Source organism: Phycicoccus sonneratiae (assembly GCF_016887965.1).
In the GTDB taxonomy this organism is placed as follows: domain Bacteria; phylum Actinomycetota; class Actinomycetes; order Actinomycetales; family Dermatophilaceae; genus Phycicoccus; species Phycicoccus sonneratiae.
The window spans coordinates 124,634-139,043 of record NZ_JAFDVD010000006.1 but is presented as its reverse complement, the minus strand read 5'-3'; the positions used below and the strand labels follow the sequence as shown (position 1 = coordinate 139,043).

Below are 14,410 nucleotides of genomic sequence, written 5' to 3'. Positions count from 1 at the left end.
CGAGCGATGGTCCAGGGCATCCGCAGGGCCCTCCGGGGAGTCCGTCCGGTCGACGGCGCCCTCGCGGGTGCCCTGGCCGCGCTCGGCGTCGTCCTCATGGTGTTCAACGTCCGCCAGACCACCGCGGACGTGACGGCCGCCATCGCCGACGGCACGATGGTGCACCCGCTCTCGACGAGGACGTGGCTGCTCGTGCCGACCTTCGCGCTCGCCCCGGCGGTCGTCCTGTGGTGGCGCCGGGGGGCGCTCGAGGTGGCGGTGGCGGCGGCCGTCGTCATGGCGGTCCACGACCTGCTCTTCGGCTGGGTGACCCGGTGCGGGGCCGGGCTGCCGCTGGCCCTGGTCCTCGCGTTCCTCGTCGGTCTGCGCGAGAGCGGCCGACGGCTCTGGCTCGGGGCGGCCGCCACGGGCGTGCTGACGACCCTCGTGCTCGTGCGCGACGCGACGACCGGCCTGGAGCCGCTGGTCCTCGCCCTGCCGCTGCTCGGGGTGGTCCTCGGCCTGGGCCGGGCCGTGCGGCACCGCACGGTCCTCGCCGACGAGCTGCGGGCGCGGACCGCCGAGCTCGAGGCGCTGCGCGACGAGCGGGCCGCCCTCGGCGTCGCCGACGACCGGACCCGCCTGTCCGAGCAGCTCGACGCGATGATCCAGGCCCGCCTCGCCCGGCTCGCGGCAGCCGCGGAGTCCGGCGCCTCGCTGCCGCCGGAGGAGGCGCGGGCCCTGTTCGCGCGGATCGAGTCCGACGGGCGCGACACGCTCGAGGAGATGCGCCGGGTCGTGGGGCTGCTGCGCGGCGCCGACGCCGACCTTGCACCCGTCCCGGCGATGGCCCACCTCGACGCCTTCCTCGCCCGACGGGCCGGCGCCGGCTCACGGCTCGTCGTCTCGGGCGATCCGAGCGGGCTGCCTCCGAGCACCGAGCTGTCGGTGTACCGCATCGTCGAGCACCTCGTCGGCGCGCTGAGCGAGCGACCGGACGCCCCCGTCGACGTCACGGTGCGGCTCGACGGGGCCTCGCTCGAGGTCCGGGTGGCGGGCCGCGCGGCCCGGGGCTCGGCCGTGCGCACGGCGCTGGCCCGGGCCCGCGAGCGGGCCCGCGTCGCCGGCGGGTCGGTCGAGCTGAGCGTCGAGCGCGGCCACGCGCTGGCCGTCGCGGCCCTCCCCGTCCCCGACCGGGTCTGAGGGGGCCCGGCGCCGTGCGGAGGGTCGAGCAGCTCGGCATCGTCGTCGGCGTCCTGCTCGTCGTCGTGCTCCCGCTCCTGCTCCACGGCCCGCCGAGGACCCCGGTGGGCCTCGCCTTCGCCGTCCTCGTCACCACCGGGTCCCTGGCCCTGGCCCGGTGGCGCGACTCCCCGCGCGCGGCCTCCTCGCTGTCGCTCGGCCTGCTCCTGGCCGCCTTCGTCGTCGCTCCGGGGGAGTGGTTCCCGGACACCGCGATCGTCGTCCTGTCGGCCGGGTTCGCCGTGCTCGCCCTCGGGTGGAGCGGACGGGCCGCCGTCGTCGTGGGCGTGCTCGCGGCGGGCTACGTGGCCGGGCTCGTCGTCATCGGCGCGAGCGGCGGCAGCGAGGTGGCCGCGCTCGTGTTCACGGTGCCCGGCTTCGTGGCGGGCACCATCTTCCGGCTGCGGCGGGAGACCGCCGACGCCCTCGCCGAGCGGGCCGCCGAGCTCGAACGGGAGCAGCAGGAGCTGACCGAGCTGTCGGTGCGCCAGGAACGGCGGCGCATCGCCGGCGAGCTGCACGACGTCGTCGGCCACGCGCTGAGCGTCCTCGTCATCCAGGCGGCGGCCGGTCAGCGGCTGGTCGACTCGGCACCCGAGCGGGTGGGGACGACCTTCGGCGTCATCGCCGAGTCGGCCCGGCGGGGGACCGCGGACCTCGGACGGCTCGTCGAGCTGCTCGGGGGGACGGCCCCGGGGGAGCCCGGGCTCGCCCTCGTCGACGACGTCGTGGCCCACGCGGTCCGCAGCGGGCTCGACGTCACCTGCCGGGTGGACGGCGACACCGCGCGCGTGCCGGAGGCCTCGGCCCACCTCGCCTACCGGGTCGTCCAGGAGGGCCTGACGAACGCGCTGCGCCACGCCCCGGGCGCGCCCGTCCGCATCGGCATCTCCACCGACCGCGAGCGGCTCGCCGTGAGCGTCGAGAACGACCCGGCCACCGGTGCGCCGGCCCTGCGGGGGAGCGGCCTCGGGCTCGCCGGCCTGCGCGAGCGGGTGGGATCCCACGGGGGCGGTCTCGGCGCCGGCCCGACCGGCGGCGGCGGGTGGCGGCTCGAGGCCACGCTGCCGCTGGGCGCGGCTCCCTGACCCGCGTCCACCCGCCCCTCGCGACACCCGGGACGCGGGCTTAGGCTCGACGGAGCGGACCTCGTGTGGTTAGATATCTTGACATCAAGATAAATCGCGGGACGCACACGTCGCGACGACGCAACGGACCTGAAGGGAGCCCCGGTGGCCAGCACGAACAGCTTCGACGCCCACGGCACGCTCGAGGTGGGTGAGGAGTCCTACGAGATCTACCGGCTGGCGTCGGTCGAGGGCAGCGCGTCCCTCCCGTACAGCCTCAAGGTGCTCCTCGAGAACCTCCTGCGCACCGAGGACGGCGCGAACATCACCGCCGACCACATCCGCGCCCTCGGCGGTTGGGACGAGAACGCCCAGCCCGACACCGAGATCCAGTTCACGCCGGCGCGCGTCATCATGCAGGACTTCACCGGTGTCCCCTGCGTCGTCGACCTCGCCACGATGCGCGAGGCGGTCGCCGACCTCGGCGGCGACGCCACGAAGATCAACCCGCTCGCCCCCGCCGAGCTGGTCATCGACCACTCCGTCATCATCGACGTCTTCGGCCGCGCCGACGCCTTCGAGCGCAACGTCGAGATCGAGTACCAGCGCAACGAGGAGCGCTACAAGTTCCTCCGCTGGGGCCAGACCGCGTTCGACGACTTCAAGGTCGTCCCGCCGGGCACCGGCATCGTGCACCAGGTCAACATCGAGCACCTCGCGCGCACCGTCATGGTCCGCGACGGCGTCGCCTACCCCGACACCTGCGTCGGCACCGACAGCCACACGACGATGGTCAACGGCCTCGGCGTCCTCGGCTGGGGCGTCGGCGGCATCGAGGCCGAGGCCGCGATGCTCGGCCAGCCCGTCTCGATGCTCATCCCGCGCGTCGTCGGCTTCAAGCTCTCGGGGGCGATCCCCGACGGCGCCACCGCCACCGACGTCGTCCTGACCATCACCGAGATGCTCCGCGAGCACGGTGTGGTCGGCAAGTTCGTCGAGTTCTACGGCGAGGGCGTCTCCGCGGTGCCGCTGGCCAACCGCGCCACCATCGGCAACATGAGCCCCGAGTTCGGCTCCACCTGCGCGATCTTCCCGATCGACGACGTGACCCTGGAGTACCTGCGCCTCACCGGCCGGTCCGAGGAGTCCGTCGCGCTCGTCGAGGCGTACGCCAAGGAGCAGGGCATGTGGCTCCAGGCCGGCCCGGACCAGCCCGAGGCCCGCTACAGCGAGTACCTCGAGCTCGACCTCTCGACCGTCGTGCCCTCCATCGCCGGCCCGAAGCGCCCGCAGGACCGCATCGTCGTGTCCGAGGCCAAGCGCTCGTTCCGCGAGGTGCTGCCCACCTACGTGCAGCACGAGGAGGGCTCGGACGGCGAGGCGTCGTCCTTCCCGGCCTCCGACCCGACCCCGCAGGGCAGCCCCGACGGGCAGAACGGCGGGCAGCCCCCGGCGCACGTCGCCGCCGGCGCCGGCCGCCCGTCGAAGAAGGTCACGGTCACCACCGCCGAGGGTGCGTCCTTCGAGATCGACCACGGCATCGTCTCGATCGCCTCGATCACGTCGTGCACCAACACGTCCAACCCGTCGGTGATGATGGCCGCCGCGATGCTCGCGAAGAACGCCGTCGAGCGCGGGCTCTCGGTGGCGCCGTGGGTCAAGACCTCGATGGCGCCGGGCTCGAAGGTCGTCACGGGCTACTACGAGAAGGCCGGCATGTGGCCCTACCTCGAGAAGCTCGGCTTCCACCTCGTCGGCTACGGCTGCACGACGTGCATCGGCAACTCGGGTCCGCTGAACGACGAGATCAGCAAGGCCATCAACGACAACGACCTCGCGGTCGTCTCGGTGCTCTCCGGCAACCGCAACTTCGAGGGCCGGATCAACCCCGACGTCAAGATGAACTACCTCGCCTCGCCGCCGCTCGTCATCGCGTACGCGCTCGCCGGGTCGATGGACTTCGACTTCGACACCGAGCCGCTCGGCCAGGACGAGTCCGGCGCGGACGTCTTCCTCAAGGACATCTGGCCCGCCCCGGCCGACGTCGAGGCCACCATCCAGCGGGCGATCAGCCAGGAGCTGTTCACCGAGGACTACGCCGACGTCTTCGCCGGTGACGAGCGCTGGCAGTCGCTGCCCACGCCGGAGGGCAACACCTTCGACTGGGACGCCGAGTCCACGTACGTCCGCAAGCCCCCGTACTTCGACGGCATGCAGATGGACCCGGCGCCGGTCTCCGACATCAGGGATGCGCGGGTGCTCGCCAAGCTCGGTGACTCGGTGACCACCGACCACATCAGCCCGGCCGGCTCGATCAAGGCCGACAGCCCGGCCGGCAGGTACTTGGCCGAGCACGGCGTGGAGCGCAAGGACTTCAACTCCTACGGCTCGCGGCGCGGCAACCACGAGGTGATGATCCGCGGCACCTTCGCCAACATCCGGCTCAAGAACCTTCTGCTGGACGGCGTCGAGGGTGGCTTCACCCGCGACTTCACCAAGGACGGCGAGCAGAGCACCATCTACGACGCCGCCCAGAGCTACGCTGCGGCCGGCACCCCGCTCGTCATCCTCTCCGGCAAGGAGTACGGCTCGGGCTCCTCGCGCGACTGGGCCGCCAAGGGCACCAGCCTGCTCGGCGTCAAGGCGGTCATCGCCGAGAGCTACGAGCGCATCCACCGGTCCAACCTCATCGGCATGGGCGTCATCCCGCTCCAGTACCCGCAGGGCGAGAACGCCGACTCCCTCGGGCTCGACGGCACGGAGACGTTCTCCATCACCGGGATCGAGTCGCTCAACGAGGGCGCGACGCCGAAGACCGTCAAGGTCGTGGCGGCCAAGGACGACGGCGAGGCCGTCGAGTTCGACGCCGTCGTGCGCATCGACACCCCCGGCGAGGCCGACTACTACCGCAACGGCGGCATCCTCCAGTACGTGCTGCGCAGCCTCGTGCGCTGAGCCCCCCGACGAACGACGAGAACATGCCGTGCACCCCCTCGGGTGCACGGCATGTTCTCGTCCCTCGACCGGTGACCCGGCCCGGTCGGGTCAGCCCTTCTCGGCGCCGGCGTTCGCGCCCTGGGTGAAGTAGCGCTGGAAGACGACGAACACGACCGCGGTCGGGATCGTCATGAGCAGCGCGGCCGCCATCGAGATCGGGTACTGGTTGCCGGACCCGAGCCCACCGGAGGTCAGCTGGGCGACCCCGCGGGTCAGGGTGAACAGCCGGGGGTCGTCGGTGGCGATGATGAAGTGCGCCAGCTCGTTCCACGACCCCTGGAACGACAGGATGGTCAGGGTGATGACCGCCGGCCGCGCCATCGGCAGGACGATCGACCAGAAGGTGCGGAAGGTACCGGTCCCGTCGATGCGGGCCGCCTCCTCGACCGATGGCGGGATCGACTCGAAGAACTGCTTCATGATGAACACCCCGGCGGCGTCGACGAGCAGCGGGACGAACAGCGCCGGGTAGGTGTTGTAGATCCCGAGGTAGTTGAGCACGAGGAACTTCGGGATGAGCAGCACGATGCCCGGCACGGCGAGCACGGCCAGGATCGCCGTGAAGACCGCGTCCCGGCCGCGGAACCTCAACCGGGCCAGCGCGTACCCGGCGAGCGAGTTGAAGAAGACCCGCCCGATCGTCACGCACACCGTGACGACCACCGAGTTCGTGAACCACAGCGGGAAGTCGGTGTCCGCGAGGCGCTGGAACGCGGCCGTCGTGAACGGGTCGGGGACCACCGCGAGGGGGTGCGCGACGGCGTCGGCATTGGTCTTCAGCGAGGTCGAGACCTGCACGACGAACGGGTAGATGTAGACGAGCGCGAACGCCACGAGCGCGAGGTAGACGAGGAGCTTCTTCCCGCGACCGCTGCGGTGCACGAGGGAGCCGCCGTCGCCGGCCGGTCGCAGGGACGGGTCGAGCCTCCGCATGTCCTTGACCGCCTGGGTCTGCGTCAGGGGGTCGACCGCGGTGCCGGTGCCGGTGAGATCGCTCATGCCGTCACCGCCTTCTTCGCCGCGCGCTTCTGGGCGCGCTCGGCCCGCTTCCGCGCGGCCTCGTCCTTGTCGCGCAGGACGAACCGCTGGAAGGAGGTCAGGACGAAGATCAGGACGAAGAGGAGGAAGGCCATCGCCGCGCCCTGCCCCCACTGCTGCTGCCGGAAGGCGGCGGTGTAGGACAGGTAGGCCGGCGTCAGGGTGGTCTTGGCCGGGCCGCCCTGCGTCATGACGTACATCTGGTCGAACACCTGCCACGTGCCGATCACGCCGAGGGTGATGACGAGGAGCATCGTCGGGCGCAGGTGGGGGAGGGTGACGGCCCGGAACCGCTGCCACGCGTTGGCACCGTCGACGAGGGCGGCCTCCTCGACCTCGGTCGGCAGGTCCTGCAGCGCCGCGAGGAACATGAGCATGAAGGTGCCGGCCGTGGTCCAGACGACCTGGAGCATGATCGCCGACAGCGCGACCGACGGTCCGCTGAACCAGTCCCAGACCGACAGGCTCATCACCTGGGTGTCGGCGAGGGCGGACGGCGGGGAATCGATGCTCCACAGCCCGAGGCCCTGACCGACGAGGTGGATGAGCCCGCGCGGGTCGGAGAACCACGTCGGCCCGGAGATGCCGAACACGCCGAGGAACTGGTTGACCGCCCCGGTGCCGGTGAAGAGGAAGAGGAAGACGAGCGAGATCGCGACCGACGAGACGACCGACGGGAAGTAGAACGCCGTGCGGAAGAAGGTGCGGCCCTTGAGGAAGCGCTGGTTGACGACGATCGCGAGACCGAGGGCCAGCAACGTCTGCAGCGGCACCACCCCGAGGACGTAGTAGAAGGTGTTGCGCAGCGAGATCATGAAGTCCTGCCGCGACAGCCCCGGTTCCGCGAGCAGCGCCTTGTAGTTGTCGGCGCCGACGAACCCGACCCCGCCCGAGAACGGGTTGCCGCGCCCGGACCAGTCGGTGAACGAGACCCAGAGGGCCATGAGGATCGGGACGACGAGGAAGAGGCCGAGCACCACGAGGGTCGGCGTCACGAACAGCCAACCGGCCCCGGACTGGCGCTGGCCGCCCCCGCGGCGGCGCCGCCGCGGGGCCGGGCTCCGGCCCGGCCCCGCGACGGTGTCGCGACCCTCGACGGTGTCGGCGGTGCTCACTGGCCGAGCGCCGCGCCGGCGTTGGTGTCGAAGCCACCGAGCACCTGCGGGAGGTTGGCGCCGCCGAAGTTCTCGAGCTTGGAGTTGAGGTCGGCGACGACCTGCTCCATCCCCGCGGCGTTGATCGGGCCGTGCCCGTACTCACCACCGGCGATGAACGGGGCGTCCTCGGGGTACTTCGTCTTGTACGCGTCGGCGGCCGACTGGCGGCTCGGCATGACACCGAACGCGTCGGCGAAGGCCATCTGCTGGTCGACCGTGGTGAGGGCCTTGACGAGGTCGACGGCCTGGGCCTGGGCCTTGCTGTCGGCGGCGACGCCCCAGCACTGCGTGAACTGGAGGGTGCCCTTGCCCGACGGTCCGGCGGGCAGCTCGACGGTCTTGTACTTGAGGTCGGGGTAGTCGTTCTTCACGGCACCCTTGATCCAGTTGCCCTCGATGGTCATCGCGGACTTCTTCGTGCCGAACGCCTCACCGCCCCAGCCGGAGTCGAGCTGGTTGGACATCTGGAAGTTGCCGGCCTTGACGTTGCGCTGCACGTAGTCGAGCGCGTCGGTGACGGCAGGCGTGTTCGCCGTCGCCTTGGCGCCGTCGTCGGACAGCCACCAGCCGCCGTTCTGCACGACGAACGCGCCGAGCCGGTCGATGCCGACGCCGATGCCGAGGCCGGCCTGGCCCTTGGTCGTCAGCTTCTTCGAGACCGCCTCGAGCTGCTCCCAGGTGGTCGGGACGTCGGCGTCGGTGAGCCCGGCCTTGCTCCAGGCGTCGGTGTTGATCTGGAGGGCGAGCGTGGAGAAGTCCTTCGGCGCGCAGTACTGCTTGCCGTCGTAGGTGAAGGTCTGGCGCAGCGGCTCGTAGAAGTCGGCGTTGTCGGACAGCTGGTCGGCGTAGGCGTAGAGGCTGCCGTTCTTCGCGTAGTCGGCGAAGCGCGAGGCGTCCATGTAGAAGACGTCGGCGGGCTTGCCGCTCGCGAAGCCCTGGGCGAGCTGCTGGTTCATGTCGCTGGCGACGGTGACGGTGACGGTGTTGCCGGTCTTCTTCGCCCAGGCGTCGGCCGCGCTCTTCACGGCGTCGGTCTCGGCGTCGCCCGAGGAGGCGATGAGCATCTTGAGGTCGACCGGGCCGCTGGCCGACGCGGGCGAGCTCGACCCGCCGTCCTCCTCGAAACCACCTCCGCCACAGGCGCTCAGGGCGAGGGCGCCGGCCAGGGTGAGGGCGAGGGCCGCGGAACGGGTGGTGCGGGTCATCGGTGACTCCTTGGTGGGGTGACTGGGCGCGGTGGGGAGGTCAGGGGGTGGTGGTGCTGCGGTCGGGGGAGAGGACCGGGGTGAGCAGCGAGCCGGAGGCCGGGGCGTCCTCGCCGCGCATCGCGGCCCGGACGAGGCGCAGTGCCTCCTCCGCGACCGCCTCGTACGGCTGGGCGACGGAGGTGATGTGGTGCATGTCGGCGGTCTCGGAGCCGTCGAAGCCGACGATGCCGAGGTCGCGGCCGGGCTCGAGACCGGCTCGGACACAGGCCTCGTGGACCCCGAGGGCGAGGACGTCGGACGCGCACACCACCGCGTCGCGCCGCGAGAGGGAGGCGACGAGGGGCACGGCGGCGGCGAGCGCGGCGTCGAGGTCCTGCACCGCTCGGCCCACCGGCCCCACACCGGCGCCGTGCTCCTCGCAGGCCGCGCGCCAGCCGGCGAGCCGGTCGTCACCGACGACGGAGCCCTCGGGCCAGCCGAGGAAGCCGATGGTGCGGTAGCCCTGTGCGACGCAGTGCTCGACCGCCGCGCGGGTGCCGGCGGCGCCGTCGACGTCGACCCAGCGGGTGAAGGTCGGGTCGTCCCACACCCGCCCGAACGAGGCGTAGGGGATGCCCTGCGCCTCGAGCCACGGCGGGCGGGGGTCGCCGTGGTGGGTGTCGGCGAGGAGGAAGGCGTCGACGAGGCGGCCGGCCCACATGGTGCGGTACCCCTCGAGCATCGGTGCGCCCGAGGCGGACCCGAAGGGCACGAGGTGGCAGCCGTGGGGAGCCGCCCGCACGCTGAGCGCCGTGAGGACCGGGGCGATCGTCGCGTTGTGGGTGCCGAGGGTGTGCAGCTCGAGGCCGATGGCCCCGGAGCGCCGGCTGCGCAGCGACTGCGCCGAGCTCGAGGGGTGGTAGCCGAGGTCGTCGATGGCCGAGCGGACCCGTTCGAGGGTGTCGGGGTGGACCCGCTCGGGGTTGTTCACCGCGTTGCTCACGGTCTGCCGGGAGACCCCAGCGGCCCGGGCGACGTCGTGGATGGTCACCCTCGCGCCGTGGGGTCCGGGCTCCGGCATCGGTCCTCCTCGACCGTCGGCCGGGGTGGGACCCGGCGCTGTGAACGTTCAAACGGGGGCGGAACGGGGTGTCATTTGAACGATCAAATGGTTAGGGTCGTCACTGTGCATCCGTCACCGCCGCCGTGTCAAGACCCCCAGCCCGCCGACGAGCGGTCGCGCCAGCCGTGGCTGCACGAGCTCGAGGTGGCCGTCCGGGGGCCGGTGACCTCGCTCTCCCTCGCCGACGGCGACGTCGACGCCGCGGGCCCGGGCGGGGAGGCCACCGGGGTCTTCGTCGATGACCGCCGCGTCGTCCACCGGCTCGCGGTCCGGCTCGACGGGCGTCCGGCCACGGGGGTGGCGGCCTCGAGCCGGGCGGGTGTCACCGAGACCGTCGGGGTGGCCCGCCACCTCGGGTCCCCGGGTCCCGACCCCACCGTGGAGGTGGCCCGCCGCCGCGTGCTCGTCGACGCCGGCCTCGACGAGGTCGTCACCGTGCGCAACCGCTGGGACCAAGAGGTCTCCTGCCGCGTCGAGGTGCTCGTCGCGGGTGACGGTGCCGACCTCCACGACGTCAAGCACGGTGTCGCGCAGCCTGTTCCGTCTCCGGCCTCGGCGTCGGGCGACACCCTCGAGTGGGCCGACGAGCGGCACCGCGTCCGGGTCTCGGCCGAGGGTGCGCACGCGACGGCCGGCGACGACGGGGGTGTGCTCGCGTGCGACGTCGTCGTGCCCGCGGCCGGATCCGTCGACCTCGTCGTGCGGGTGCGCTGCGAGCGCGTCGCCGCCACCGACTTCGACGCCGAGGCCGGGGCCGACCTCGTCGACCTCGACGGCGTCGTCGTCACGGCCTCGGACTCCCGGCTCGACCGGGTCGTCGGCACCTCGCTCGCGGACCTCCGCCACCTCGCGATGCGCGACCCGCTCGACCCGGCCGACGCCTTCGCCGCCGCCGGCACCCCGTGGTACCTCACGCTGTTCGGGCGCGACTCGCTGTGGGCCGCCCGGCTCGCCCTGCCCTTCGGCACCGACCTCGCCCGCGGCACCCTGCGGGCGCTGGCCCGGCGCCAGGGCACGGTCGACGACGTGCCCACCGCGCAGGCGCCCGGCAAGATCCCCCACGAGATCCGCCGCGGCGCCTTCGGGTCCGCGGGCGGGATGGTCCTCCCGAGCGTGTACTACGGCACCGTCGACGCCACCCCGCTGTGGGTCCGCCTGCTCCACGACGCGTGGCGCTGGGGGATGGACGCCGTCGTGGTCCACGAGCTGGCCCCGGCGCTGCGCGGATGCCTCGCGTGGATGGAGCGGGCCGCGGCCGGGAGCCCCGACGGGCTGCTGCGCTACCTCGACGAGAGCGGCACCGGGCTCGCCAACCAGGGCTGGAAGGACTCCGGCGACTCGATGCGCGACGCCACCGGCCGGATCGCCGAGGGGCCGATCGCGCTGGTCGAGACCCAGGCCTACGCGGTCGAGGCCGCGCTCTCGGCCGCGACCCTCCTCGAGGAGGTGCTCGGTGAGGACGGCGGACGCTGGCGCGACTGGGCCGCCGACCTGTCCCGGGCGGTGCGCGACCGGTTCTGGGTCCAGGGCGAGGGGGCACCCCTGCTCGCGATGGCCCTCGACGGCGCCGGCCGTCCGGTCGACGGGCTCGGCAGCAACATCGGCCACGCCCTGGGCACCGGCCTGCTCGACCCCGCCCGCGAGGCCGTCGTCGCGGACGCCCTCAGCGGACCGGACCTGCTCGGGCCGCTCGGCATCAGCACGCTGTCCCGGTCGAACCCGGCCTACAACCCCATCGGGTACCACACCGGCTCCGTGTGGACGCACGACACCGCCATCTGCGCGCTCGGGCTGGCCCGCGCCGGCCGGGGCGACGCGGCGTCGGCCCTGCTGCGCTCGCTCGTCGACGTCGCGTCGCGCAGCGACGACCGCTGGCCCGAGCTCTACGGCGCCGACCCCGTTCTCGGGCAACCGGTCCCGTACCCGGCCAGCTGCCGTCCGCAGGCCTGGGCCGCGGCGTCGGCCGGCGCCCTCGTCGAGGTGCTGCTCGGCGTGCGTCCCGACGCGCCGGGCGGGCAGGTGCGCCTCGCCCCCCTCGCGCCGTCGCCGTTCGGGTCGGTGCGGGTCGAGGGGCTGCGCCTCGGGGGCGCCTCGTGGTCGGTGTCGCTCGACGCCTCGGGCGACGTCGTCGACGTCGTCGCGCCCGACGGGGTGGAGGTCGTCGTCGGCTGACGGGTCGGCCGACCGCCCGGCCGCTCAGTCGTGGATGCCGCACTCCGTCTTCGAGGACCCGGACCAGCGCCCCGACCGCGGGTCGGCGCCGGGCGCGACGCGGGCGGTGCACGGCGCGCAGCCGATGGACGGGTAGTCGTCGGAGAGCAGCAGGTTGAGCGGCACGCGGTGACGCATGGCGTAGCCCATGACGTCGTCGGCGCTCCAGGCGGCGAACGGGTTGACCTTGACGATGCCGTTGGTCTCGTCGAAGGTCACGAGCCGGGTGTCGGCGCGGGCCGCGGACTCGTCGCGGCGGACGCCGGAGATCCAGCACTCGTAGGCGGTCAGCGCCTCGCGCAGCGGCTCGACCTTGCGCATCCGGCAGCAGGCACCGGGGTCGCGCTCGTGGAGCCGCGGCCCGTACGCGGCGTCCTGCTCGGCCACCGAGAGCCGCGGCCGGACGCTGCGGACCGTGACGTCGAGCGAGTACTCGACCTCGTCGCGCGCGCCGAGGGTCTCGGCGAAGTGGTACCCGGTGTCGAGGAAGACGACGTCGACGCCGGGAGCGTGCTGCGAGACCAGGTGGGGGAGAGCCGCGTTCTCCATGCTCGAGGCCACGGCGAGCGTGCCGGGGAAGGTGCGCGCGGCCCACGCCACGACCTCGTCGGCCGAGCCCTCGCCGACGAGCCGGGCCCCGTCGTCGGCGAGCGCGCGCAGCTGCTCGGTGGAGCGCCGGGTGCGGGTGGCGACGGCGGTCATCGCAGCGCCTCCTCGTCGACGCGGTGCGCCCAGCCGGCGAAGGTCTCGCCGCCCTCGCGCTGGTCGAGGAAGCGGCGCACGAGCCGCTCGACGAGGTCGGGCAGCTCGTCGGCGGTGACCTTGAGGCCGCGCACGGTGCGGCCGAGGCCGGCCTCGCCGCGGTCGGCGGAGGCGAGCCCTCCGCCGAGGTGCACCTGGAAGCCGGGCCGCTGCTCGCCGTCGACGGTGACCAGCTGGCCCTTCAGGCCGATGTCGGCGACCTGGATGCGGGCGCACGAGTTCGGGCACCCGTTGACGTTCAACGTGATCGGGGAGTCGAGGGAGGCGGTGACGTCGGCGAGCCGGCGCTCGAGCTCGGCGACGGCGGTGGCCGCGGTGGCCTTGGTCTCGACGATGGCCAGCTTGCAGTACTCGATGCCGGTGCAGGCCATCGTGTGCCGGCGGAACGGGCCGGGCGTGACCGACAGGCCGAGCGCCTCGAGGCCGGCGACGAGGTCGTCGAGCCGGTCGGGGGCGACGTCGAGGACGACGAGCTTCTGGTGCGGGGTGAGGCGCACGCGGTCGGTGCCGGCGGCGGCCATCAGGTCGGCGAGGCCGGTGAGGACGTCCGCGCTGATCCGGCCGACGACCGGCGCGGCGCCGACGTAGTGGTTTCCGTCCTTCTGGAGGTGCACGCCGACGTGGTCGCCCGGCCCGGTGGCGGGCGCCGGCGGGGGGCCATCCGGCAGCGGCGCGTCGAGGTACTCGGTCTCGAGGACCTGGCGGAACTTCTCCGGGCCCCACTCGGCCATGAGGAACTTCAGGCGGGCCTTGGTGCGCATCCGGCGGTAGCCGTAGTCGCGGAAGATCGAGATGACGCCGAGCCAGACGTCCGCCGCGCGCTCGGGGGCGACGAAGACGCCGATCCGCTCGGCCAGGCGCGGGGCGGTGGACAGGCCGCCGCCGACCCAGAGGTCGTAGCCCGCGCCGAGCTCGGGGTGGACCACGCCGACGAGCGAGACGTCGTTGATCTCGTGGACGACGTCGAGGCTCGGGTGGCCGGTGATCGCCGACTTGAACTTGCGGGGGAGGTTGGCCAGCTCGGGGTCGCCGACGAAGCGGCGGGTGATCTCGTCGATGGTCGGCGTGGGGTCGATGATCTCGTCGGCGGCGATGCCGGCCAGCGGGCTGCCGAGCACGACGCGCGGGGTGTCACCGCAGGCCTCGGTGGTCTGCAGGCCGACCTCCTCGAGGCGGCGCCAGATCTCGGGCACGTCCTCGACCCGGATCCAGTGGTACTGGATGTTCTGCCGGTCGCTGATGTCGGCGGTGCCGCGGGCGAACTCGTGGCTGATGTCGGCGAGCACGCGCAGCTGGTGCAGCGTCAGCGCCCCGCCGTCGAGCCGGACGCGGAGCATGAAGTACTCGTCGGAGAGCTCGGTGTCGTCGAGCTGGGCGGTGCGGCCGCCGTCGATGCCCGGCTTGCGCTGGGTGTACAGGCCCCACCAGCGGAAGCGGCCGCTGAGGTCCTGCGGCGGGATGGAGGCGAAGCCCTCCTTCGAGTACACCTGCTCGATGCGCTCGCGGACGTTGAGGCCGCCGTCCTCCTGCTTCCACTCCTCGTTGGCGTTGAGCGGTGCCGTGCCGTCGACGGCCCACTGGCCGTTGGACCGGCCCGCGCGCGGCGGACGCAGGGCCCGGCCCGATGGGTCGGTCGTCGTCGTCATG

Annotated in this window: 10 protein-coding genes; 4 read left to right on the top strand and 6 right to left on the bottom strand. The window is 73.0% G+C overall.

Annotation, left to right across the window (positions count from 1 at the left end; translation table 11 throughout):
* Positions 1 to 6: 6 nt before the first annotated feature.
* The 3 genes from JQN70_RS05385 (at position 7) to acnA (ending at position 5,243) form a co-directional block, all read left to right on the top strand.
* On the top strand, positions 7 to 1,182 hold the full coding sequence (locus JQN70_RS05385; protein WP_204130293.1) for a sensor histidine kinase: 1,176 nt from the start codon (positions 7 to 9) through the stop codon (positions 1,180 to 1,182).
* Positions 1,183 to 1,196: 14 nt separating this feature from the next.
* On the top strand, positions 1,197 to 2,309 hold the full coding sequence (locus JQN70_RS20820) for a sensor histidine kinase (protein WP_204130292.1): 1,113 nt from the start codon (positions 1,197 to 1,199) through the stop codon (positions 2,307 to 2,309).
* Positions 2,310 to 2,453: 144 nt separating this feature from the next.
* Positions 2,454 to 5,243 carry an aconitate hydratase AcnA gene (gene acnA / locus JQN70_RS05375; RefSeq protein ID WP_204130291.1) on the top strand — a complete coding sequence of 930 codons (2,790 nt, stop codon included), beginning with the start codon at positions 2,454 to 2,456 and terminating at the stop codon, positions 5,241 to 5,243.
* Positions 5,244 to 5,333: 90 nt separating this feature from the next.
* Here the strand turns inward: acnA and JQN70_RS05370 are convergent, their stop codons facing one another.
* Genes JQN70_RS05370 through JQN70_RS05355 form a run of 4 tightly spaced genes read right to left on the bottom strand, consistent with a single transcriptional unit; the run spans position 5,334 to position 9,748 of the window.
* Positions 5,334 to 6,284, bottom strand: a complete 951-nt coding sequence (locus tag JQN70_RS05370) for a carbohydrate ABC transporter permease (protein WP_239110655.1) — start codon at positions 6,282 to 6,284, stop codon at positions 5,334 to 5,336.
* The gene (locus JQN70_RS05365; RefSeq protein ID WP_307835834.1) at positions 6,281 to 7,438 is read right to left on the bottom strand and encodes a carbohydrate ABC transporter permease; all 1,158 of its coding nucleotides are present in this window, start codon (positions 7,436 to 7,438) and stop codon (positions 6,281 to 6,283) included. Before JQN70_RS05365 ends, JQN70_RS05370 begins: the two co-directional genes overlap by 4 nt.
* On the bottom strand, positions 7,435 to 8,685 hold the full coding sequence (locus JQN70_RS05360; RefSeq protein WP_204130290.1) for an extracellular solute-binding protein: 1,251 nt from the start codon (positions 8,683 to 8,685) through the stop codon (positions 7,435 to 7,437). The genes JQN70_RS05365 and JQN70_RS05360 overlap by 4 nt, the downstream gene beginning before the upstream one ends.
* Positions 8,686 to 8,725: 40 nt before the next feature.
* Positions 8,726 to 9,748 carry a LacI family DNA-binding transcriptional regulator gene (locus JQN70_RS05355; protein ID WP_204130289.1) on the bottom strand — a complete coding sequence of 341 codons (1,023 nt, stop codon included), beginning with the start codon at positions 9,746 to 9,748 and terminating at the stop codon, positions 8,726 to 8,728.
* 105 nt (positions 9,749 to 9,853) lie between these two features.
* Here JQN70_RS05355 and JQN70_RS05350 point away from each other — a divergent pair, with 105 nt between their 5' ends.
* A complete protein-coding gene (locus JQN70_RS05350) occupies positions 9,854 to 11,962 on the top strand; it encodes a glycogen debranching N-terminal domain-containing protein (protein ID WP_204130288.1) in 2,109 nt (702 codons plus the stop codon).
* 24 nt (positions 11,963 to 11,986) lie between these two features.
* On the opposite strand, the gene JQN70_RS05345 is transcribed toward JQN70_RS05350, so the two are convergent.
* Positions 11,987 to 12,703 carry a phosphoadenylyl-sulfate reductase gene (locus JQN70_RS05345; protein WP_204130287.1) on the bottom strand — a complete coding sequence of 239 codons (717 nt, stop codon included), beginning with the start codon at positions 12,701 to 12,703 and terminating at the stop codon, positions 11,987 to 11,989.
* Complete coding sequence (locus JQN70_RS05340; RefSeq protein WP_204130286.1) at positions 12,700 to 14,409, bottom strand: nitrite/sulfite reductase; 1,710 nt, start codon at positions 14,407 to 14,409, stop codon at positions 12,700 to 12,702. The genes JQN70_RS05345 and JQN70_RS05340 overlap by 4 nt, the downstream gene beginning before the upstream one ends.
* Position 14,410: the final 1 nt, after the last annotated feature.